The organism is Enterobacter cloacae complex sp. ECL411, from assembly GCF_021869665.1.
In the GTDB taxonomy this organism is placed as follows: domain Bacteria; phylum Pseudomonadota; class Gammaproteobacteria; order Enterobacterales; family Enterobacteriaceae; genus Enterobacter; species Enterobacter intestinihominis.
Map to the genome: position 1 here is coordinate 2,995,169 of NZ_CP091486.1, position 22,882 is coordinate 3,018,050.

At 55.9% G+C, this 22,882-nt stretch carries 17 protein-coding genes, 2 tRNA genes, 2 pseudogenes and 1 other annotated feature; of the genes and pseudogenes, 10 read left to right on the forward strand and 11 right to left on the reverse strand.

The window, feature by feature from the left end; translation table 11 throughout:
• Positions 1-287 precede the first annotated feature (287 nt).
• From L3069_RS14320 to L3069_RS14330, 3 genes are read left to right on the forward strand one after another with little or no spacing between them, the layout of a single operon-like run.
• Positions 288-1,373 carry an efflux RND transporter periplasmic adaptor subunit gene (locus L3069_RS14320; RefSeq protein ID WP_038416343.1) on the forward strand — a complete coding sequence of 362 codons (1,086 nt, stop codon included), beginning with the start codon at positions 288-290 and terminating at the stop codon, positions 1,371-1,373.
• Entirely contained in the window at positions 1,373-4,435 is a 3,063-nt protein-coding gene (locus tag L3069_RS14325) for an efflux RND transporter permease subunit (RefSeq protein WP_038416344.1), read from the forward strand. Before L3069_RS14320 ends, L3069_RS14325 begins: the two co-directional genes overlap by 1 nt.
• A gap of 38 nt (positions 4,436-4,473) precedes the next feature.
• Positions 4,474-5,397: an acyltransferase gene (locus tag L3069_RS14330; protein WP_161956935.1), complete on the forward strand. Its 924-nt coding sequence runs from the start codon at positions 4,474-4,476 to the stop codon at positions 5,395-5,397.
• On the opposite strand, the gene pagP is transcribed toward L3069_RS14330, so the two are convergent.
• On the reverse strand, positions 5,394-5,969 hold the full coding sequence (gene pagP, locus L3069_RS14335; protein WP_023300518.1) for a lipid IV(A) palmitoyltransferase PagP: 576 nt from the start codon (positions 5,967-5,969) through the stop codon (positions 5,394-5,396). The genes L3069_RS14330 and pagP overlap by 4 nt on opposite strands.
• A 256-nt stretch (positions 5,970-6,225) precedes the next feature.
• On the opposite strand from pagP, the gene shiA reads away from it, so the two are divergent.
• The 3 genes from shiA (at position 6,226) to L3069_RS14350 (ending at position 10,861) form a co-directional block, all read left to right on the forward strand.
• On the forward strand, positions 6,226-7,542 hold the full coding sequence (shiA, locus tag L3069_RS14340; RefSeq protein ID WP_038416345.1) for a shikimate transporter: 1,317 nt from the start codon (positions 6,226-6,228) through the stop codon (positions 7,540-7,542).
• Between the two features lie 76 nt (positions 7,543-7,618).
• Positions 7,619-9,073, forward strand: coding sequence for an AMP nucleosidase (locus L3069_RS14345; protein WP_022648595.1), 1,455 nt, complete (start codon positions 7,619-7,621; stop codon positions 9,071-9,073).
• Between the two features lie 15 nt (positions 9,074-9,088).
• Positions 9,089-10,861 (forward strand): aminopeptidase P family protein, encoded by a 1,773-nt coding sequence (locus L3069_RS14350; protein WP_038416347.1) that lies wholly within the window; start codon positions 9,089-9,091, stop codon positions 10,859-10,861.
• 143 nt (positions 10,862-11,004) lie between these two features.
• Here L3069_RS14350 and L3069_RS14355 read toward each other — a convergent pair.
• Both L3069_RS14355 and emmdR read right to left on the reverse strand, forming a co-directional pair.
• Positions 11,005-11,080, reverse strand: a tRNA-Asn gene (locus tag L3069_RS14355).
• A 103-nt stretch (positions 11,081-11,183) separates the two neighbouring features.
• Positions 11,184-12,667 (reverse strand): annotated as a pseudogene (emmdR, locus tag L3069_RS14360) (multidrug efflux MATE transporter EmmdR).
• 161 nt (positions 12,668-12,828) lie between these two features.
• Between emmdR and L3069_RS14365 the strand changes: the two are divergent.
• Positions 12,829-12,904: transfer RNA gene (locus L3069_RS14365), tRNA-Asn, on the forward strand.
• Positions 12,905-13,040: 136 nt separating this feature from the next.
• Here the strand turns inward: L3069_RS14365 and L3069_RS14370 are convergent.
• The 4 genes and pseudogenes from L3069_RS14370 to dacD all read right to left on the reverse strand — a co-directional run bounded on the left by L3069_RS14370 (position 13,041) and on the right by dacD (position 16,438).
• Positions 13,041-13,376: a DUF496 family protein gene (locus L3069_RS14370; RefSeq protein ID WP_000450410.1), complete on the reverse strand. Its 336-nt coding sequence runs from the start codon at positions 13,374-13,376 to the stop codon at positions 13,041-13,043.
• Positions 13,377-13,523: 147 nt separating this feature from the next.
• The gene (locus tag L3069_RS14375; protein ID WP_022648598.1) at positions 13,524-14,582 is read right to left on the reverse strand and encodes an FUSC family protein; all 1,059 of its coding nucleotides are present in this window, start codon (positions 14,580-14,582) and stop codon (positions 13,524-13,526) included.
• 91 nt (positions 14,583-14,673) lie between these two features.
• Positions 14,674-15,147, reverse strand: coding sequence for a DNA gyrase inhibitor SbmC (sbmC, locus tag L3069_RS14380; protein ID WP_022648599.1), 474 nt, complete (start codon positions 15,145-15,147; stop codon positions 14,674-14,676).
• Positions 15,148-15,265: 118 nt separating this feature from the next.
• Positions 15,266-16,438, reverse strand: a pseudogene (dacD, locus tag L3069_RS14385) (serine-type D-Ala-D-Ala carboxypeptidase DacD).
• A gap of 191 nt (positions 16,439-16,629) precedes the next feature.
• On the opposite strand from dacD, the gene sbcB reads away from it, so the two are divergent.
• Positions 16,630-18,066 carry an exodeoxyribonuclease I gene (gene sbcB, locus L3069_RS14390; RefSeq protein ID WP_022648601.1) on the forward strand — a complete coding sequence of 479 codons (1,437 nt, stop codon included), beginning with the start codon at positions 16,630-16,632 and terminating at the stop codon, positions 18,064-18,066.
• Positions 18,067-18,187: 121 nt separating this feature from the next.
• Here the strand turns inward: sbcB and L3069_RS14395 are convergent, their stop codons facing one another.
• The 4 genes from L3069_RS14395 to L3069_RS14410 all read right to left on the reverse strand — a co-directional run bounded on the left by L3069_RS14395 (position 18,188) and on the right by L3069_RS14410 (position 21,613).
• Positions 18,188-19,546, reverse strand: a complete 1,359-nt coding sequence (locus tag L3069_RS14395; protein WP_022648602.1) for an APC family permease — start codon at positions 19,544-19,546, stop codon at positions 18,188-18,190.
• Positions 19,536-19,598, reverse strand: coding sequence for a membrane protein YoeI (yoeI, locus tag L3069_RS14400; RefSeq protein ID WP_099458931.1), 63 nt, complete (start codon positions 19,596-19,598; stop codon positions 19,536-19,538). Before yoeI ends, L3069_RS14395 begins: the two co-directional genes overlap by 11 nt.
• 219 nt (positions 19,599-19,817) lie before the next feature.
• Positions 19,818-20,747 (reverse strand): LysR substrate-binding domain-containing protein, encoded by a 930-nt coding sequence (locus L3069_RS14405; protein ID WP_022648603.1) that lies wholly within the window; start codon positions 20,745-20,747, stop codon positions 19,818-19,820.
• 41 nt (positions 20,748-20,788) lie between these two features.
• Entirely contained in the window at positions 20,789-21,613 is an 825-nt protein-coding gene (locus L3069_RS14410; RefSeq protein WP_006811206.1) for an SDR family oxidoreductase, read from the reverse strand.
• Between the two features lie 172 nt (positions 21,614-21,785).
• Between L3069_RS14410 and hisL the strand changes: the two genes are divergently transcribed.
• Both hisL and hisG read left to right on the forward strand, forming a co-directional pair.
• On the forward strand, positions 21,786-21,836 hold the full coding sequence (gene hisL, locus L3069_RS14415; protein ID WP_099516347.1) for a his operon leader peptide: 51 nt from the start codon (positions 21,786-21,788) through the stop codon (positions 21,834-21,836).
• Positions 21,812-21,935 (forward strand) — a sequence feature (His leader region). (Overlaps the previous gene by 25 nt.)
• Before the next feature lie 45 nt (positions 21,936-21,980).
• Positions 21,981-22,880 carry an ATP phosphoribosyltransferase gene (hisG, locus tag L3069_RS14420; protein ID WP_032623983.1) on the forward strand — a complete coding sequence of 300 codons (900 nt, stop codon included), beginning with the start codon at positions 21,981-21,983 and terminating at the stop codon, positions 22,878-22,880.
• The last annotated feature ends 2 nt before the right edge of the window (positions 22,881-22,882 follow it).

Genomic DNA, 22,882 nt, shown 5'->3' on the forward strand with positions numbered 1-22,882 from the left:
TGTCACGCCACTAATAATGGTTATTTAACATTTATTTATTCACCGACTATGCTCATAGTCAGACATGCAACACGTTCATTCTCATTATCCCGCGCCACCTTCAACCTCATGGAGGAATGCATGTACGGTTTAAGCCTGATTCGCCTTGGTTTGTTTATTGCGCTTGCCATTATCGCCAGCACAGCAATCGGTTTATTTACCTATGTGGTCGTCTCGGCCCTGGCGGAATAGTGCCACCCCAGCATTGATGACGAAATAAATAAAACAATTATTATCAGGGGAATACTGTGAAGCGCTACCTCTCTCTTCTGCCTGCTGTTTTATTGCTGCTGACGGCGTGCGACCCCAAACCCGACCGCGCCGCGCCCCTGCCAAAAATGGTAAAAGTCGCAGAGGTGGTGAAGGCCGGCAACGCGCAGCAGCGCGTATTTCCCGCGCGTATCGAATCCGGCGACGCCACCGATCTCGCGTTCAAACGTGCCGGGCAGATTGAGACCCTGGACATTCGCCAGGGTGCCGTTGTCAAACAGGGGCAACGGCTCGCCAGTCTTAACGATCGCGAAGCCCGGCAGCGTCTGAACGACAGGCAAACGGCGGCGACCCTGGCTCAGCGGCAATTCGACCGCTTCCAGACCCTGGCAGGACGCCAGGCCGTGTCGAAGGCCGAGATGGATGTCCAGCGCGCAAACCGCGATTCTGCAAACGCCGCGCTACAGATTGCTCGCGAGGAATTAAGCCAGATGACGCTCGTCGCCCCCTTTAGCGGGACAGCGGCCAGCGTACATGTGCGAAATCATCAGGTCGTCTCAGCCAGCCAGCCCGTCGTCACCCTGACCCGTACCGACCTGCTGGACGTGGTGTTCAGCCTTCCAGAGAACCTGTTTAACACCTTCGATATCCGCAATGCGCAGTACAAACCGGTAGTGAGGATCAACGCCCTGCCCGGTCGCGAGTTTACCGCTGTGTACAAAGAGCACTCAGGCAGTAGCGACAGCAACACATTGACCTGGCAGGTGATTTTAACCATGCCCCGCCCGGATGATTTTCCCGTCGTGGGCGGCGTCAGCGGAACGGTCACCATCAATTTAACCAACCTACCGGCGGGCGTGGGCAGTGAGGCGCTGGTGGTGCCGGTTGAAGCGGTCTTTAACCCGGATAACCGCCCGCGCAATGAGCCACACGTCTGGGTGGTGACGGGCGAAGGCGATACGTTGCACCTGGAAGATCGTAAGGTCAGCGTCGGGCAAGTCAGCGCTGAGGGGGTCGTCATCGTCGGTGGGCTTAAGGCGGGTGAACGCGTGGTGGCCGCAGGCGTTGGGGAGTTACATCCCAACCAGCCGGTACGTATCTGGACGCGTGAACGGGGACTGTAATGGATATCTCTCGTCAGTTTATCAGCAACCCGGTTCGCGTCTGGCTGACTATTCTGCTGCTGGGCGTAGGTGGCATTATTGCCCTGTTGAACATCGGCAGACTGGAAGATCCGGCGTTTACCATCAAAACGGCGGTGGTGATCACCCATTATCCGGGCGCGTCGGCGCAGCAGGTTGAGGAAGAGGTCACCCTGCCGCTGGAAAACGCGCTTCAGCAGTTACCTTACCTGGATAACGTCAGCTCCATCTCCTCCAGCGGCCTGTCGCAGATCACGGTCAATATAGCCTCGCGCTACCACTCAAATGCGCTGCCGCAAATCTGGGATGAACTGCGTCGCCGGGTGGGAGATGCCGCCCGACAGTTTCCACCGGGGGTAGTGACCCCGTTTGTGAATGACGATTTTGGCGATGTGTTCGGCTTTTTCTTTGCCATTTCCGGCGATGAATTCAGCAATCCGGAACTGGTCCGGTATGCCGAGCAGCTGCGCCGGGAGTTGGTCCTCGTGCCGGGCGTGGGCAAAGTGGCCATCGGCGGAGCCCTCATCCAGCAGATTAACGTGGACATTTCTCTGAGCAAAATGGCCGCGCGCGGGATTACGCTTAACCAGCTTTCTGCCCAGCTCAGCAGGCTGAACGTGGTTTCCAGCGCGGGAGAGATCCCCTCCGGTACTGAGTCAATTCGTCTGCATCCTACCGGAGAATTCGAAAGTATTGACGAGCTGGCCGATCTCATAGTGACCCCGCCCGGCGTTGGGGCGGCTACCCGCTTACGGGATATTGCCACCCTGTCACGTGGGCTGGATGCGTCCCCTGCCAGCATCTACCATGCCAACGGCAGAAAAGCCGTCACCATGGGCGTCTCCTTTATCCCCGGCGTTAACGTGATCGACGTGGGACATGCCCTGGAGGCGAAGCTTGAGCAGATGTCAGCCGAGAAACCGGCAGGTATCCATATCGACCTGTTTTACGATCAGGCGGCGGAGGTCGGGCATTCCGTCAACGGATTTATCATTAATTTCCTGATGGCGCTGGCGATTGTCGTCGGTGTGTTGCTGATCTTTATGGGCTTACGCAGCGGGCTCATTATCGCCTTTTCCCTCGCGCTCAACGTGCTGGGCACGCTGCTGATCATGTATCTCTGGGGCATAGAACTACAGCGTATTTCACTGGGGGCGCTGATCATCGCCCTCAGTATGCTGGTCGATAACGCCATTGTGGTTGTCGAAGGGGTACTGATAGCCCGGCAGCAGGGCTCGCCCCTGCTTAACGCCATTAACGCGATTATTCGCCGCTCTGCGCTGCCGCTGCTGGGTGCGACGGTCATCGCCATCCTGGCTTTTGCGCCCGTCGGGCTGTCGCAGGACTCCACCGGCGAATACTGTAAGTCGCTGTTTCAGGTGTTGCTGATTTCGCTGATGCTGAGCTGGTTCTCAGCCCTCACCATTACGCCGGTGCTGATTAAATGGTGGCTGTTTAAACATGACGCTGCACCGCCAGACGCCGACGAAACGGATCCCTACGACAAACGCATCTATCGGATCTACCGGGGTTTGCTCAATGCGCTGTTACGGCGTAAAGCGCCAACGCTGATGGTGATGGCCGCACTGCTGGCTGCCGCCATCTGGGGCTTTGGCTCGGTGCGGCAGAACTTCTTCCCCTCATCCAGTACGCCAATTTTCTTTGTCGACCTCTGGCTCCCTTACGGGACCGACATTAACTGGACTGAGAAGATGACCGGCGATATCGAGAAAACCATTAACGGCCAGCCTGGTGTGGAAACTACGGTCTCGACGATTGGTCAGGGAAGTATGCGATTTATTTTGACCTACAGCGGACAGCGGCAGTACAGCAACTATGCACAAATCATGGTGAGAATGGACGACCAGCGTAACATCCCCGCCCTGACCCGCCACGTTGATGAGTACATCGCACGGAACTACCCGCAGGTTAATGCCAGCACGAAACGGGTGATGTTTGGCCCCTCCGGTGACAGCGCCATTGAAATACGTATTAAGGGCCCCGATCCGGACAGGCTGCGTCTGATCGCCAGCCAGGTAGACAACATTCTTACGCGCGATCCGGCGACGGACAGCGTCAGGAACGACTGGCAAAACCGCAGCAAAGTGATCCGCCCGCAGTACGTCACCGCGCTCGGACGTGAGCTTGGCGTGGATAAGCAAGACGTCGATAACGCCCTGGAGATGAATTTCTCCGGCAGCCGGGCGGGACTGTACAGAGAAGGAAGCGACCTGTTACCCGTGGTGGTGCGCCCGCCGGAAAGTGAGCGGCTGGACGCCAATCACCTGAATAACGTCCTGGTATGGAGCCAGACCCGTCAGCAGTATATTCCGCTGAGCAACGTCGTCAGCGGCTTCGCGCTGGAGTGGGAAGATCCGCTGATCCTGCGTCGCGACCGCTCGCGCGTGCTGACCGTGCAGACCGACCCTGACCCGCTAAGCCAGCAAACGTCCGGCGATATTCTCGCCCGCGTGAAGCCGCAAATAGATGCCCTGCCTCTGCCCCACGGCTACAGCATCGAATGGGGCGGGGACGCGGAGAACTCCAGCGAAGCGCAGCAGGGGCTATTTACCACGCTGCCGCTCGGGTATCTGGTGATGTTTGTGATCACGGTGCTGATGTTCAGTTCGGTGAAAAACGCCGTCGCTATCTGGCTGACCGTGCCGCTGGCGCTGATCGGCGTTACGCCCGGTTTTATACTTACTGGGATCCCCTTTGGCTTTATGGCATTGATTGGCCTGCTGAGCCTGAGCGGGATGCTGATCCGCAACGGCATTGTGCTGGTGGAAGAGATTGAGCAGCAGAAAGCGCAGCAGGATCAGCACAGTGCGATCGTTTACGCCGCCACGTCGCGCCTGCGTCCCATCCTGCTCACCGCCTTTACGACCGTGCTTGGCCTCGCCCCCCTGCTGCTGGATGTGTTCTTCCAGAGCATGGCCGTTGTGATTATGTTTGGGCTTGGGTTTGCTACAATCCTGACGCTGCTGGTACTCCCCGTAATTTACGCGTGTTTTCATCGTAAGGACGAAGCTGAACAACAATGAATGCGACAGGGCTGAACATCATCAAGACGCTGGGCTGTATGACGGCGGTCACCTTCTTCACCATCTACAACACCTGGGACCATTACGATTATGACTATCACTGGATCCTCGGTTTTTTAACCTTCATTTCGACCATCGCCACGCCGTTGTTTTTTGTGGTTGCAGGGTATCTGGATGGGCAATCCCGACACGGCACGCGCTGGCAGCTGGATAAGATCAAAAGCCTGGTGATCGTCTTTTTGTTCTGGGTAACCATTTACTACCTGTGGGAGCCCTATCAGCGCGGATATCTGATCCAGCCCTGGTTCGTGTTCGCATTTGTCGTGATTTACACTTTTCATCCGGCGGTGGAGTGGCTCAGCCAGCGGCGAACGCTGTTTTGCGGGGTGATTGCCACCCTGCTGCTTTTCTCATACGGGTACGATTTGCTGTCAGCCCTCTATCCTGATGTCCACGTGCTTTCATTGTCGCCGCAGTATCGCCTGTGGACGTGGCTGCTGTTTTATCTGACGGGGCAGCTCTTTTGCGATCCGCAGATTGCGGCGTGGATCGGCCGCAAAAATGTGGTCAGGGCAGCGGTGATTGCCATACCGTTTATCTATCTCTTCACGTGGTTTTACGAACGGCATTTCTTTTTTGCGCTATTTAAAGCGGACAGAAACGCCTTTATCCTCACCGGATCGCAAATCTACATCCTGATTATTGCCCTGGTGATTGCGGCCAACGGCGTACGTTTTCGCCGCAATGCGGAGTTTAAAGAGTCCGTGCTGGCCGCCATTAGCAAAACGATGACCGGGGTCTATATCATGCACTACTCGGTGTTTCACCTGCTGACGGCGCTCATTCCGGTAACGTCCCTGAGCACCAAACTTGCTCTGATTGTGCTCACCTTTGTTACGTCGGTCCTGTTTTCGCTGCTGATTCTGTCCAACGCAGTGGCCAAAAAAGTGATCACCCTTTAAAAGCCCAGGCGCAGCCAGGCAAACAGCACGTTGCCGTTGTTGTAGGTTCCGGGAATATAGGTGAACTGGACGGTGACGCGCTTATATCCGGCAGAGAAAAGCGGGAAGATAAACGGCAGCGGGACATAGTTAGCAAAGTCGTCGCGCGCGGTGATCCCCGCGGCGGCTCCCAGACCCAGACGGAAATCTTTTGCGTTATCCAGATACCAGCCCTTTTCCCAGCCGTAGCCCATCGCGGGCTGCCACTCGTTATGTGAATCTTTAAACATCATGGCAAAGAGTGCGCTCCAGTTGCCCTCGTCGTTGTAGCGAGAAACGCCCAGTCCGCCGCCCCACGGCATTTCGTTGTAGTTATCCGTTTTCTCTTTGTCATACATAAAGCGGGCATGCCAGCTCAGAAACGGCAGGTAGAGATCGTAACGATCTGGCTGCTCCCAGGTCTGGGAAATATCGTCTGTTACCGCATCCCACCAGCGGTGGATGCGCTGTTCGCCGTAGACTTTTGGCTCCGCATGCAGCGGCGAAGCCACCAAAAACAGGACTACCCAGAGTGCAGGAAAGAGGCGTTGCATCGTTATTCCCTCAGCTTACGTCACACAGCGATCATTATTACTGTAAACCATTCAGCCCTAACCGGAGCCAAACAGGCTGATTTATATTGGGACCCGATAAGATGAAATTTATTGATTCTGCGCTTTCAGGAAAGATAAAAACGTTTTCTCAGGCCGTCTGTCGCGGTAGTCTCATACGTTCCGTCAATATGACGGCTGCAACGTGAGTGACCTTTTCTTATACCAATAATTAAAAATCAGTACAGACAGGACAACTATGGACTCCACCCTCATCTCCGCTCGCCGCAACGAGGAGACACCTTCGCTTAACCGCGCCCGCCGCGCCGCTTTAGGTAGCTTCGCAGGCGCCGTCGTCGACTGGTATGACTTTCTGCTCTACGGTATTACCGCTGCGCTGGTCTTTAACCGTGAATTCTTTCCTCAGATCAGCCCCGCCATGGGCACGCTTGCTGCGTTTGCCACCTTCGGCGTCGGTTTTCTGTTTCGTCCGCTGGGCGGGATAATTTTCGGCCACTTCGGCGATCGCCTTGGCCGTAAGCGCATGCTGATGCTCACCGTGTGGATGATGGGCATTGCCACCGCGCTGATCGGTATTTTGCCCTCCTTTGCATCGATTGGCTGGTGGGCCCCGGAGTTGCTGGTGACGCTTCGCGCCATTCAGGGCTTTGCCGTCGGCGGCGAATGGGGCGGCGCGGCACTGCTGTCCGTGGAAAGCGCGCCGAAGAATAAGAAAGCGTTCTACAGCAGCGGCGTGCAGGTAGGTTATGGCGTGGGTCTGCTGCTCTCAACGGGCCTGGTGTCGCTCATAAGCCAGCTCACGACAGACGAGCAGTTCCTGAGCTGGGGCTGGCGTATTCCGTTTATCTTCAGCATTGTGCTGGTCGTGGTGGCCCTGTGGATCCGTAACGGCATGGAAGAGTCGGCTGAGTTTGAGCGGCAGCAACGCGAAAAACCGGTCGCGAAAAAACGGCTGCCGGTGATGGAAGCGCTGGTGCAGCACCCTGGCGCTTTTCTGAAAATTATCGCCCTGCGCCTGTGCGAACTGCTGACGATGTATATCGTCACCGCCTTCGCCCTCAACTACTCCACGCAAAACCTCGGCCTGCCGCGGGAATTGTTCCTGAACATTGGCCTGGTGGTGGGCGGGATCAGCTGCCTGACCATCCCCTGCTTCGCCTGGCTGGCGGATCGCTTTGGCCGTCGACGGGTGTATATCACCGGGGCGCTCATCGGCACACTCAGCGCCTGGCCGTTCTTTATGGCGCTGGAGGCACAGTCGGTCTTCTGGATTGTCTTCTTCGCGATCATGCTCGCGAACATCGCTCACGATATGGTGGTCTGCGTGCAGCAGCCGATGTTTACCGAGCTGTTTGGCGCAAGCTACCGCTACAGCGGCGCGGGCGTGGGATATCAGGTGGCGAGCGTGGTCGGCGGCGGGTTTACGCCGTTTATCGCCGCCGCGCTGGTGACGTTCTCCGGCGGGAACTGGCATAGCGTGGCGATTTATCTGCTGGCAGGTTGCCTGCTTTCTGCTGCCACCGCCCTGTTGATGAAGGAAACCGCGCACAGCTGATCTCCTCACTTTTGTTTCACAGGCGTGTGACATACTATCGGGTATAGCCGCACACCTGTGGAACAAGGAGACAGACATGAATAATAAGGGCTCCAGCCTGACCCCGGCTCAGGCGCTGGAAAAACTCGACGCGCTGTATGAACAGTCCGTCAATGCACTGCGCAGCGCCATCAGTGACTATATCGAAACAGGGAAACTTCCCGATGAAAAGGCCAGAACCCAGGGCCTTTTTGTTTATCCATCGCTCTCTGTCACCTGGGACGGCAGCGCCAGCAGCAATCCGAAAACCCGCGCCTATGCGCGTTTCACCCACTCCGGCTGTTACAGCACGACCATCACGCGTCCTGCGCTGTTCCGCCCCTATCTGGAAGAGCAGCTTACCCTGCTGTATCAGGATTACGGCGCGCATATCAGCGTTGAACCGTCCCTGCACGAGATCCCTTACCCGTACGTAATAGACGGCTCAGCGCTGACGCTGGATCGCTCCATGAGCGCGGGGCTGACCCGCCATTTCCCGACCACTGAGCTGTCGCAGATTGGCGATGAGACGGCGGACGGGATCTATCACCCGGCAGAGTTTTCACCGCTGTCGCACTTTGATGCCCGCCGTGTCGATTTTTCGCTGGCACGCCTGCGCCACTACACCGGCACCCCAGCCGAACATTTCCAGCCGTTCGTACTGTTTACCAACTACACCCGCTATGTAGACGAATTTGTCCGCTGGGGCTGTAGCCAGATCCTTGACCCGGACAGCCCTTACATCGCTCTCTCCTGCGCGGGCGGGATCTGGATCACTGCCGAAACCGAAGCACCGGAAGAGGCCATCTCCGACCTGGCGTGGAAAAAGCACCAGATGCCCGCCTGGCACCTGGTTACCGCCGACGGTCAGGGCATTACGTTGATTAACATCGGCGTTGGCCCGTCGAATGCGAAAACCATCTGCGACCATCTGGCGGTTCTGCGCCCGGACGTCTGGCTGATGATCGGCCACTGCGGCGGCCTGCGTGAAAGCCAGCTGATTGGTGATTATGTCCTCGCCCACGCTTATCTGCGTGACGACCATGTCCTTGACGCGGTTCTGCCGCCGGACATTCCTATCCCGAGTATCGCTGAAGTGCAGCGCGCCCTGTACGACGCCACCAAAGAGGTGAGCGGCATGCCGGGTGAAGAGGTGAAGCAGCGCCTGCGTACCGGTACGGTCGTCACCACCGACGATCGTAACTGGGAGCTGCGCTATTCCGCCTCCGCCCTGCGTTTCAACCTCAGCCGTGCGGTCGCGATCGATATGGAAAGCGCCACCATTGCCGCGCAGGGCTACCGCTTCCGCGTCCCGTACGGCACGCTGCTGTGCGTGTCCGATAAACCGCTGCACGGCGAGATCAAACTGCCGGGTCAGGCGAACCGTTTCTACGAAGGGGCGATCTCAGAGCACCTTCAGATTGGTATTCGCGCCATCGATTTACTGCGTGCAGAGGGCGACAAACTGCATTCCCGTAAGCTGCGCACCTTCAATGAGCCACCGTTTAGGTGATACTAAGGACACAATATGCACACCACATCACCGCTTACGGCCCTGCGCCAGTGGCTACAGGACAATCAGCTCGACGGGATGATTGTGCCGCGCGCCGATGCCTGGCAGAGCGAATCTTGCGCACCGTATGATGCAAAGCTGGCCTGGCTGACGGGCTTTGACGGCTCGGCGGGGCTGGCGCTGGTACTGAAAGACAGAGCGCTGCTGTTTGTTGACGGACGCTATCAGATTCAGGCCCGCGTACAGGTCAATCTCGACGAGGTGGAGATCCACCATCTGCACAACGAGCCGCTGGCCGAGTGGCTGGCGAAAAACGTTGCGGCCGGCACGCGCATCGGCTTTGATGCGCTGCTGATGACCAATGCAGAGTTTACGCGGCTCTCGGCCACGCCGTGCGAATTGGTACCGCTCGCGCGCTCTCCGTTCGATACCCTCTGGGTTGACCGCCCTGCCGCCCCCGCAGGGCTTATCCGCGAGATGCCTGTAGACATCAGCGGCGAAAGCAGCGCCGCCAAACGCCAGCGCGCCGCCGCCGTGCTGGCAGAGCACCGCGCGGATTATCTGGCCGTTACCCTGCCGGACAATATCGCCTGGCTGCTGAACGTGCGGGGCTCAGATATCCCCTTTTGCCCGGTGCCTCTGTCGTTTGCCCTGCTGAGCCGCGAGGGTGCGGTGGAATGGTTTGTGGATGACAGCAAGCTGAATGCGCTGCCGGATGCCGTGCGGAACGCCTTCACGATTGCGCCTCAGGAAGCCTTTATCCCGCGCTGTAGGCAGCTTGCGCAGGGTAAGCGGGTCATGATCGATCCCGATTCCGCACCGGTGGCGTTACGCTTTGCGGTTGAACCTCAGGGGGAAATTATCTGGCAGACCGACCCGATCACCCTGATGAAAGCTACGAAAAACCCGGTGGAGCTGGCGGGCTATCGTGAATGTCATCACCAGGACGGTGCGGCATGGGTGAATTTCCTGGCCTGGCTGAGCCGGGAAGTTCCTCAGCGGGCCGCGTCGGGAATGCCGCTGACCGAGCTTGACGTGCAGGCGAAACAGCTTGCGTTCCGCCTGCAACAGCCTGGCTTTGTCGAGCCGAGTTTCGCCACCATTTCCGCTTCCGCGAGTAACGCGGCGATGTGCCATTACCACTCAAGCGAGGCCAGCAACAAGCCCATCGGCCACGACCACTTTTACCTGAATGATTCCGGGGGGCAGTACCGAAACGGCACCACGGACGCGACGCGTACCCTGGCCTGGGGAAAGGTCGATCCACAGCAGCGTTTGCACTACACCGCAGTGCTTAAAGGCTTCCTGTCGCTGATTACCCTTCAGTTCCCGTCCGGCACTCAGGGGCACCAGCTGGATGCCTTTGCGCGCCGTCCGCTGTGGGAGTTGGGACTGGATTACGACCACGGCACCGGGCATGGCGTAGGGCATCAGCTTCTGATCCACGAGAACCCGCACCGTTTTGCGCAAAAGGTCAACCCGTGGCCGCTGGTGGCGGGCAATATTATGACCATTGAGCCGGGTTACTACCTGGGCGATAGCCACGGTATTCGCATTGAAAACCAGGTGGAGATTGTCGAAAGCCGTCCGGGATTTTGTAAGTTTGCCTCGCTGACGCTGATCCCAATCGATTTAAGCCAGGTGGAGCTGCATCTGTTGAGCGAGTCAGAAAAACAGTGGCTGGATGAGTACCACCAGCAGGTACGAGAGGCGCTTTCACCCCGGGTGGACAGCGATGCGCGGCCGTGGCTGGTGGAGGCAACGGCGCCAATTCGTGTGAACGGATAGTGCGGCTTTTGCCGGGTGGTGGCTTCGCCTTACCCGGCCTACGATTCGATGTTTTTGTAGGTCGGGTAAGCGGAGCGTCACCCGACAATTTTACTGAACGCAGAAAAGCAAAAAGCCTGCTATAAAAGCAGGCTTTTCAAATTTGGCTCCTCTGACTGGACTCGAACCAGTGACATACGGATTAACAGTCCGCCGTTCTACCGACTGAACTACAGAGGAATCGTGTGAACGGGGCGCATATTATCGATGCGCCCTGAGGATGTCAAAGGGTGAATGCAGATTTTCAATCGTTTGCCGATTTATTCTCCACTTCGCACATTTGTCAGGCACTTGCCGTTTCCGAAACCTCCTGCTCCGGTTTTTTTCGCGGATATTTCCACAGCCAGCGTCCGCTCACCATGCGCCAGTAGAACAGCGCCCCGCGCACGGCCCAGTCAAGGAACATCCCCAGCCAGACGCCGACAACGCCCATACCTAACATTACCCCCAGCGTGTAGCCCGCCACGACGCGGCAGCCCCACATGCCGAGCATGGAGACCCACATCGCAAACCGGGCATCGCGCGCCCCTTTCAGCCCGGCAGGAAGTACCCAGGACGCGGCCCAAATTGGCATAAACGCCGCGTTGAGCCAAATCAGCACCTTCACGACCTCTTTCACGTCATTTTCGTGCGTATAGAACGAGGCCATTAGCCCGGCAAAAGGCGCAGTTCCCCACGCAATCGCCGTCAGTCCAATGGTTGAAAGCCAGAAGACATGCCTAAGCTGCCGTTCCGCCTGCCCAATCTGCCCTTTTCCGAGGCGTCTGCCGGTGATGATCGTCGACGCCGATCCCAGTGCGTTTCCGGGCAGGTTAATGAGCGAGGCGATGGAGAAAGCAATAAAGTTGCCGGCGATGACGTCTGTTCCCATCCCGGCAACAAACATCTGCGTCAGCAGTTTCCCACCATTAAACAACACGGATTCGATGCTAGCCGGAATCCCGATCCCCATCACTTCCCAGATAATGGCGAAGTTAAGCGGACGGAAATAGCTTTTAAGCGTCAGGCGCAGCGATGGCGTAATTCCCGCCATCAGTACGCCGATTATCGCCGCCGCACCAATATAACGGGAAATGGTCAGCCCTAATCCCGCGCCGACAAAGCCCAGCCCCTCCCAGGAAAAGACACCGTAAATCAAAACACTGCTGATAATGATGTTCAGGATGTTCATGCCGCCATTTATTAGCAGCGGAATTTTGGTATTCCCTGCGCCACGAAGCGCACCGCTACCAATCAGCGCGATGGCAGCCGCCGGATAGCTCAGCACCGTCATTTCCAGATAGGTGAGCGCCAGGTCCTTCACTTCACCTGTCGCTTCACCCGCGACGATGTCGATAATTTCTTTGCCGTAATAATGGATAACCGCCGCCAGGATGATCGAAAAGAGGGTCATGATCATCAGCGACTGTCTGGCCGCCTCCCGGGCGCGTTTTGGATCGAGTTTTCCAAGACTAAACGCCACCACTACCGTTGTACCGAGATCGATAGCGGCAAAGAAGGACATCACAACCATGTTGAAACTGTCCGCCAGCCCTACTCCGGCCATGGCTTCTTTACCGAGCCAGCTCACCAGGAAGGTGCTTAACACCCCCATCAACAGGACGCAGGTATTCTCCAGGAAAATAGGCACAGCAAGGGGGGTGATTTCACGCCAGAACAGAACTCGATAACTCTTACGTTTTGCATACCAGGGCGTGCGCATAATCGCCTGGCGCAGGGGTGCGGTGACGTTCAAAATGGGCCTTAACGAGAAAGTTGAAACTCCATTTCAAATGATGGGGCAGAAATGCGTATCCTGCAAAGTATTTTCCATAAAATTATGTTTGGATTTACAACAAAATGACGACAGAATCATCAAACAATCACTTTTGCCTGAGATCAGGTTTGACAAAAGTTTTTTCGCCGCTAAGATAAGCCTCCACAACGATTCCTCTGTAGTTCAGTCGGTAGAACGGCGGACTGTTAATCCGTATGTCACTGGTTCGAGTCCAGTCAGAGGAGCCAAATTAAAAAAGCCTGCTTTTAGAGCAGGCTTTTTGCTTTTCTGCGCCACGTAAATTGTCGGGTGGCGCTACGCTTACCCGACCTACGGTCTTGCAGGCCCGGTAAGCGCAGCGCCACCGGGCAACAGAGTGTGCGATTACTCGCCTTTAGCGTCGACGTTTTTGATTTCGCCCATCACTTTCAGCTTTTTGGAGATGTCGCGACGCTCTTTGGACAGCTCAGCGTTTTTGATGATGTAGTCATCAACGCGATCTTCATAATCGCTCTTCATGCTGGCGATGATGCCCTGAATGGCTTCAACGCTCATACCTGGCTTGATGTAGTCGCTCAGGTTGTCCAGCAGCAGGACACGTTTCTGGTTGTCACGGATCTTCTTCTCTACGTCCTGGATTTCGCGCTGTAGCTTGTTTTTGCGGCGGAACAGGCGGACGAACTCCAGAACATCCTGGAACGAAGGCTTGGTAGTTTCCATTTTTACACCCCTGATAATGTGAGATTCGGATTCGTTAAAGCAACCGTTTTAACAGACAGCGGCTGCGAATGACAATGAGTATATCGTTTAAAACCATCATAAACCTAATTGTTGCTGAATCGAAGCAGCAGGCATCACATACGCTTTTTATTTGCGCAGTGCCCGGCAAATCAGCTGCGATAACAACTCCAGCTGTCGCGCCAGCTCCATACTCAGCCAGACATAGCCGTGGATGGGCGTTTCCGACACATTGTCGCCCTGACGCTCATTCATCAGCTGTTTGAGCTCGATGACGATGTCATTCAGCCGCTCGCTGTTCGCCCGTATCGGCTGTGGGTTACCTTCGTAAAGTGCATGAGCGATGGTCAGCAGGGTCTGTTGCGTCATCTGCTGCGTCTCTTTCAGCGTATGCGCGTTGAGCATCAGAAGATGGCTGGGGCGTGAGGCCCAGTGGGCATTGATTTGCAGTTCAAGCATACAGACCAGATTACGGCTGACCGTTTGAATGGCTTCAAAAATGGCTTTCTGGATATGCGTCTCTTTGCTTGCCGGGGTAATTAACCCGCGCATTTTGACCACATCATTAAGGATTTTTTGCAGGTGCTTTTCCAGCCGCGGACGCTCAATCAGATTCGGCGAAAACCCGGCCTGGTAGACCCGGTTAAATGCCGTGACGTAGTTTGCCATCTGAATGCGCCAGTGCAGGAAGGCGCGCTGCGGCCAGATGCCGGTAAACAGCATGGCGAGCAACGAACCGAGGATCACGTCCCCGCTTCGCCACAATGCGGTGGTCATATCGCCCGCCGGTGCGCCGACCACAACGGCGAGCGTAATGCCAATCAGCAGCGCCTGATACGGTTTCTTGCCGAGGGCCAGCCATCCGCAAAGAAACATCGCCACCGCGCACCACAGCAACATGAACGGAAATGAAATTAGCTCCAGCTTCAGGGCGATAAGCCCAAGCGCCGAGCCTAAAACGGTACCACCTATGCGTTCGAAAGCGCGAGGGACCACGTTCCCCCAGAATGAGATCGGCCCCATCACCACCACCAGCGTGATCAGCGGCCACGTTCCTTCCGGGATATCCAGCAAACGAACCAGTACGAAGGTCAGCACAAACGCCAGCGCAATGCGGCAACCGTGCACCACGCGATAATGTTTGTATAACCGAATTTCAAAAGGGGTTAATGACTTGTCGGGGCGCACACCCGTCTCCAGCTCTACGGCAAACCACAATTGTACTGTGTTTTCAGCCGGGTGGATCGCGCCCGGCTGAAAAACCCTGCGTTTCGCAGGATTATCCCACTTTGTGCTCTACCGGTACAAACATCTCAATATCCCAGTAGCCGTCAGCATTGCCATCGTTCAGATAGCGTTCGAAGCAGGGTTTTGGCGCAATCTGGAATTTGCTGTCTTCCAGCAGGGAGTTGAAGAACTGATACCACGGGGTAGCGAAATCATGATTTTCGACGCGCGCGGCGGCAATAGCATACTCTCCGGCAGCAATTTCGGTCAGCATTACCCCTTCGCTGTTATCAGGGATAGTGAAATCGTCCGCTACCGTTACGGCGGTAACGCAGCGAAGCTTTTCTGCCGGAACGTCATCCGGATTGTCATAATAAACGGCCACCCACTCCTGCGGCTGAATATGACGTCCATCTACCCACATAACCAGCTGTTCAAATCCCTGCTTGACCGTCTTTTCCCACGGCCCCACGAGATGAAAGCCAGCGATCGTACGTTTCTGTTGCTGCCTGATGCTGTAGTCCATGCTGCCTCCGTTTATTACTGTATATATATACACTATAAAGCAGAATCGAGATTATCGGCAAACCAGGAGTGTTTATTATGTGAGCAGACTCGCAACACTGCCAGTCTGCCCGAAAAGGTTAGAGTTTATGATGCAGATAATCGCCGAGGCGGGAGAAAAGGCCACCCTTTTCAACGCGCTCCAGCGTAACCAATGGCCAGTGCGCTACCACCTTGTCACGATCGTACAGCTGGATCTCCCCTACCCGCTGATGCGCGGCGATCGGCGCTTCCAGCTCTTTTTTATCCATTACATATTTCGCCTTGATGTTCGGCACTTCCGTTTTGGGTAATGCCAGCCAGAAATCCTGATCCGTGCCCAGCGCGATCTGCTCTTTATCGCCATACCAGATGCGTTCGGTTCCCACTTTTTTGCCGTTATGCAGGATCTGCACCGTATCGAAATTTTGCTGTCCCCAGTGGAGCAGCTTGCGCGCCTGATCTTCACGTCCTTTCGGGCTGTCTGCCCCCATCACCACCGCAATCAGTCGACGCTGACCATCCACCGCAGAGGCGATCAGGTTAAAGCCCGCGCCCGAGGTGTGTCCCGTTTTCAGACCATCCACGTTCATGGTCTTATCCCACAGCAGGCCGTTGCGGTTCTGCTGAGTGATGCCGTTCTAGGTCAGACTCTTCTCGCTGTACATGTGGTAGAACTCAGGCTCGCCGTGGATGATGGCCCGGGAAAGCACGGCGAGATCATAAGCGGAGCTGTGCTGACCGGGTGCATCCAGCCCGTGTACGGTTTCGAAGTGGGTATCGCGCAGGTTCAGCTTTTCAACGTAGTCATTCATCATCCTGACGAACTGCGGCTGACCGCCCGCCACGTGATCCGCCAGCGCCACGCAGGCGTCATTGCCGGAATCAACAATCAGGCCGCGGCTGAGATCGCGCACAGAAACCCGATCGCCCTGCTTCAGAAACATCAGAGACGAACCGTCAAAGACCGGATTGCCTTTTGCCCAGGCGTCACGTCCGACCGTCACAATGTCATCGGGGCTGATGCGGTGGCTATCAATGGCACGATCGACAACGTACCCCGTCATCAGTTTGGTCAGGCTCGCCGGATTACGCTGCTGATGTTCGTTGCCCGCCGTTAAGATTTGACCCGTGGTGTAATCCATCAATACCCAGGATCCTGCCTGGATGGCAGGCGGCTGAGGTGAAAAATCCAGCGGCTCGGCAGCCAGCGCGGATGAAATACTCGAAGCGAGTAAAGAAACAGCAATAAACAGACGGCGTTTCAACGGTATATCCTCAGGTCAGTAAAAATCGATGACCTTTTTACGGGAGTTCTGATGTCGTTACCTGCCTTAATTACAAAAAAATGTGACAGCACGCAGATTTTTTCGGAACAAATCTCGCAAATTTCTTGCCTGAAGGTGCTTTTTATTCGGACTGCTCACCCCAATCGTTTACCATAGAGACGTCAATTTTTAACAGGATGAGATTACTGGTGTCTGACTCTGCCGCGCGCCCGACTTTTTTGTTCCACGATTACGAAACCTTTGGTACCCATCCGGCGCTGGACCGACCGGCGCAGTTTGCGGCTATCCGAACCGATGACGAATTTAACGTTATCGGCGAACCCGAGGTGTTTTACTGTAAACCCGCCGATGACTACCTGCCGCAGCCGGGCGCGGTGATGGTGACGGGCATCACGCCTCAGGAAGCGCGGGATAAAGGCGTTAGCGAAGCAGAATTTGCCCGTCGCATCCACGACCTGTTCACGGTGCCTGATACCTGCGTGGTGGGTTACAACAACATCCGTTTTGACGATGAAGTGACGCGCAATATCTTCTACCGCAACTTCTACGATCCGTATGCCTGGAGCTGGCAGAACCGCAATTCGCGCTGGGATTTGCTGGATATTATGCGCGCCTGCTATGCGCTGCGCCCGGAGGGAATTAACTGGCCGGAGAACGACGACGGCTTGCCGAGCTTCAGGCTCGAGCACCTGACGCGGGCCAACGGCATCGAGCACAGCAACGCCCACGACGCGATGGCAGACGTCTACGCGACCATTGCTATGGCGAAGCTCGTAAAAACCGCGCAGCCGCGCCTGTTTGAGTATCTGCTGAGCCATCGCAGCAAGCAAAAGCTGATGACGCTGATTGACGTGCCGCAGATGAAACCGCTGGTGCATATTTCAGGGATGTTCGGCGCGTGGCGCGGGAACACAAGCTGGGTGGCGCCGCTTGCCTGGCATCCGGACAACCGTAACGCCGTCATCATGGTGGATCTTGCCGGGGATATCTCGCCGCTGCTTGAGCTCGACAGCGACACCTTACGTGAACGGCTTTATACGCCGAAAGAGGCGCTGGGTGACCTGCCAGCCGTACCGGTAAAACTGGTGCACATCAATAAATGCCCGGTGCTTGCGCAGGCCAACACGCTGCGTCCGGAAGACGCCGACCGGCTGGGGATTAATCGTCAGCACTGCCTCGATAACCTGAAAGTGCTGCGCGACAACCCGCAGGTGCGCGAGAAAGTCGTCGCCATTTTTGCCGAAGCAGAGCCGTTCGTGCCGTCTGATAATGTGGATGCGCAGCTTTATAACGGCTTCTTCAGCGATGCCGATCGCGCGGCGATGAACATCGTGCTGCAAACCGACCCGCGTAACCTGCCTGCGCTGGATATCACCTTCGCAGATAAGCGTATTGAGAAGCTGATGTTTAACTACCGTGCGCGCAACTATCCCGGCTCGCTGGATGAAGCAGAGCAGGAGCGCTGGTTACAGCATCGGCGCAACGTGTTTACACCGGAGTTTCTTAATAGCTATGCCCAGGAGCTGGAGATGCTTTACGGCCAGTATGAAGGGGATGCTGAGAAACAGGCGCTGCTGAAAGCGCTGTTCCAGTACGCGCAAGAGATTGTCTGAGTAGCGGGTACAAAAAAGCCGGAGGCGATGTCTCCGGCTTTTTTTTGCCGGGTGGCGCTAACGCTTACCCGGCCTACAAAACTGTAGGTCGGGTTGAGCATAGCCGCCACCCGACACAGTCTTACGCGACGTCTTCGTACTGAGGAACCGGGTTGCGGAAGCTCTTCGTTACGCAAGCCAGGTAAATCAGACCGATTGCACCCCAGATCAGACCCAGAACCATTGAGCTCTCTTCCAGGTTGATCCACAGGGCGCCCACCGTCAGGGCACCACACACTGGCAGCACCAGATAGTTGATGTGGTCCTTCAGCGTCTTGTTGCGCTTCTCACGGATCCAGAACTGCGAAATCACGGAGAGGTTAACGAAGGTGAACGCCACCAGCGCACCAAAGTTAATCAGCGCAGTGGCCGTTACCAGGTCGAACTTGATTGCCAGCAGGGCAATCGCGCCCACCAGCAGCACGTTCCACGCCGGGGTACGCCATTTCGGATGCACGTAACCAAAGAAGCGAGTTGGGAACACACCGTCACGGCCCATCACGTACATCAGACGAGAAACGCCCGCGTGCGCTGCCATACCGGATGCCAGTACGGTGACGCTGGAGAAGATCAGCACGCCCCACTGGAAGGTTTTACCCGCCACGTACAGCATGATTTCAGGCTGCGATGCATCCGGATCTTTAAAGCGAGAGATATCCGGGAAGTACAGCTGTAAGAAATAAGACGCACCGATGAAGATCAGGCCGCCAATCAGCGCGGTCAGGAAAATCGCTTTCGGGATCACGCGCTCAGCGTCTTTGGTCTCTTCAGACAGGGAAGAGATACCGTCGAAGCCCAGGAACGAGAAGCACAGGATAGTCGCCCCGGTGATCATCGGCACAACGTGCGCACCTTCAGACCAGAACGGACGGGTGCTGGTCAGCGTACCTGCGCCTTCACCGTGGGAAACGCCGTAGATGATCAGCCCAACGATAACCGCAACAATCCCCATCTGAAGGATCACGATCAGGGTGTTGAAGTTAGCCACGGTCTTGATGCTGCGCAGGTTAGAGATGGTCATAAAGGCCACCAGCGCCACAACGAAGATCCACGACGGTACGGAAGGTACCAGCGCTTCGAAGTAAATTTTTGCCAGCAGAATGTTGATCATCGGCATGAACAGGTAGTCCAGCAGTGATGACCAGCCCACCATAAAGCCAACAGCCGGGCTAATGGATTTCTGAGCATAGGTGTACGCAGAGCCTGCGGACGGGAAACGGCGAACCAGTTTACCGTAGCTCAGCGCTGTAAAGAGAATGGCGACCAGTGCAAAGGCGTACGCCGTTGCAACGTGACCGTCAGTAAGGCCTGATACGATACCGAATGTATCGAACAGCGTCATCGGTTGCATATAGGCAAGGCCCATCATAACAACCGGAATCAACGTAAGCGTTTTACGTAATTCCACGCGAGAGGTGTTTGGAGTTGCGTTATGCGACATAGTTATTCTCCTTTACGGTGATAACCGCCACGTAAGCGAAAAATTGCCCCATTTCTTTCTTCCTCAGCGACAACAACTGTCGGATTTTAGTAAATATCTATCCGGTACGAAGCCCGGCCTCTTGGTTTTTAGTTTCGTTTCGTACATGCAAAAAAAAATAACCGACGCCTTTTATATCGTCGATTATTCATTTGTTTGCAGCGGCGGCATTTTGCCCTATTCCAGATACAAAAGGCAATACATTGAGAAACCTGCCCATAAATTAATTTTACTAACTGGTTGATTTCCCATCATCTGCCTGAGTGTAAACTGTCGCGATAGCACTATTTGCTAAAATTTCGTCTCGCCACCAGGCGCTGGCAAGCCCGGCGGTCTGTTCATTCCAGCCCACCCATACCGATTCGTTACTGCTCTGCGCTAAAACCTGTTTTTCCACCAGCGCGCCGCTTTCAATAAAGCGCTGTGCTAAATAACGGGGAAGGTAGCCGCACCCCAGGCCGCTTATTTGCAGTTCCAGCTTGGTTTTAAAATCAAAAACGGTGATGGCCTCCTGCTCATCCAGAAGCTGCGATGAAATGCCGCACTCGGGGCGGGAGCTGTCTCCCACCACAATGGCGCGATGGTTTTTAATGACGCGTCTTGAAACAGGCTCCGGTTCATTCGCCAGCGGGTGGTGAGGCGCAACGGCAAAGATCTGCTCCAGAACGCCCAGCCGGGCGAAACCAAATTCACTCAGCTGAGGAGGCTCATGCAGCGCTCCAACGATGATATCCGCCCTGCCCTGCGTTAAGGCGTCCCACGAGCCGCCCAGCACGCCGTTGATAAAAACCAGCCGCGTGACGCTATGGCGCTGATAGAACGCCTCAATAAGCGGGGTAAGCAGCGAAAAAGGGAAAGTATCATCAACCCCAATCACCAGCTCATTTTCCCAGCCCTGATGAAGTTTGACGGCCTGTTTTTCCAGCTCGCGAACCGTATGCAGCACGTCACGCCCTTTTTCCAGCAGCATCTGCCCAGTACGGGTGAAACGCGCGCGATGGCCAGTGCGGTCAAGGATTTGAATATTAAGATCGCTCTCGAGCTTTTGCACGGTGTAGCTCAGAGCCGAAGGGGTTTTATAGAGCTTCGCCGAGGCGGCGGCAAAGCTCCCCTCTTTTTCCAGCGCATCCAGAATAACAAGAACATCCAGCAGCGGTTTCATCTTCGCCCCCTTGCGGTGTGCGATGGCCTCCGCCGGCGCAATTATTCCATGGGCATAACCAGCGGATCGGGATACTGATATTCAAATCCCAGTTCATGGCAAATACGATTGCCATCAATAATTTTGCCTTTGCGCTCCCCCTGCGCCTCACTGAACACCGGCGGCGCCAGACCAAGCTGGCGCGCCATCAGCGGATAAAAGGTGCTGCGTGGCGGATGCGAAGGCGCACATATATTATAGATGTGCCCCCCTTTCGGAGCCTGTAAAAGCAGCTCTATTGCACCGATAACATCTTCAAGGTGTACAAGGTTAACGCCGTGCTGACCATCCGGCGCGGATTTACCGGCAAAGAAGCGTCCCGGATGACGCCCCGGCCCCACCAGCCCGGCGAGGCGTAAAATATCCACCTGCGTGCCAGGCAGATTGTGCAGCCAGTCTTCCAGCTCTTTCAGTACCCGTCCGCTGGCGGTCACCGGACGGCGCTCGGTGTTTTCTTTCGCCGTACCGTCGATATCGCCATAGACGGAGGTCGAGCTGGTGAAAATGATACGCGGAATATGGTGCGCCAGGGCGCTGTCGACAATCTCCTGCACCGCCTGCAGGTAAAACGTCTCGCCCGGCCCGCTGCGCCGCGCTGGTAAGGTAATGACCAGCGCGTCCACATTCATCAGTTCATCCAGCTCGTCGGTATCGCAGATAAGCTCGGGTTCGAGACGCAGCTCGACACCATCAATGCCGCACATGCGCGCCGCCTCAACCCCGTCCCGCGTGGTCTTACTCCCTGTCACCTGCCAGCCTTTCGCGGCTAATGACATCGCCAGTGGCATTCCTAACCACCCTAATCCGACAATCGCGACCTTTTTCATGACATTCTCCGCTTAACGACGCCTGTTATAAGGCTACGCCAGCCTTATGGAACGCACAATTCATACCATCAATATGAAATGAATTAATGATCAAAAAAAGCCCTTGCTTTATGGCGTACAACTGGTTTAGGTTAAAAGACATCAAATGCATAAGCATTCAACGAGAATTTATATGACACGCGTTCCTTTTAAAAACCACCATCATCACCATCATCCTGACTAGTCTTTCAGGCGATGTGTGCTGGAAGACGTTTGGATCTTCCAGTGGTGCATGAACGCATGAAAAAGCCCCCGGAAGATCTTCTTCCGGGGGCTTTTTTTTGGACCGCATTCAGACAGATTAAAACAGGTTAACGAGGAACACAGAATGTTAGATAACTCACGTTTACGCATAGCTATTCAAAAATCAGGCCGTTTAAGCGATGATTCACGCGAACTACTGGCCCGCTGCGGGATTAAAATCAACCTGCACACCCAGCGCCTGATCGCCCTGGCTGAAAATATGCCGATCGACATTCTGCGCGTACGTGATGACGATATTCCGGGCCTGGTCATGGATGGCGTCGTTGACCTCGGCATCATCGGCGAAAACGTACTGGAAGAAGAGTTATTAACCCGCCGCGCGCAGGGCGAAGATCCACGCTACTTTACCCTGCGTCGTCTGGACTTCGGCGGCTGCCGCCTGTCGCTGGCCACGCCGGTTGATGAAGCCTGGGATGGCCCGGCCGCGCTGAACGGCAAACGTATCGCCACCTCTTACCCTCACCTGCTGAAGCGTTACCTCGATCAAAAAGGCGTGCAGTTTAAATCTTGTCTGCTGAACGGCTCTGTTGAAGTGGCGCCGCGTGCGGGCCTGGCCGATGCCATCTGTGACCTCGTCTCCACCGGCGCCACGCTGGAAGCCAACGGCCTGCGCGAAGTGGAGGTGATCTACCGCTCCAAAGCGTGCCTTATCCAGCGCGACGGCGAGATGGCGGAGGCTAAACAGCAGCTCATCGACAAGCTGCTGACCCGCATTCAGGGCGTGATTCAGGCGCGTGAATCCAAATACATCATGATGCATGCGCCGACCGAGCGCCTGGACGAAGTGATAGCCCTGCTGCCGGGCGCTGAACGCCCAACCATTCTGCCGCTGGCAGGCGACCAGCAGCGCGTGGCGATGCACATGGTGAGCAGCGAAACCCTGTTCTGGGAAACGATGGAAAAACTGAAGGCGCTGGGCGCGAGTTCTATTCTGGTGCTGCCAATTGAGAAGATGATGGAGTAACG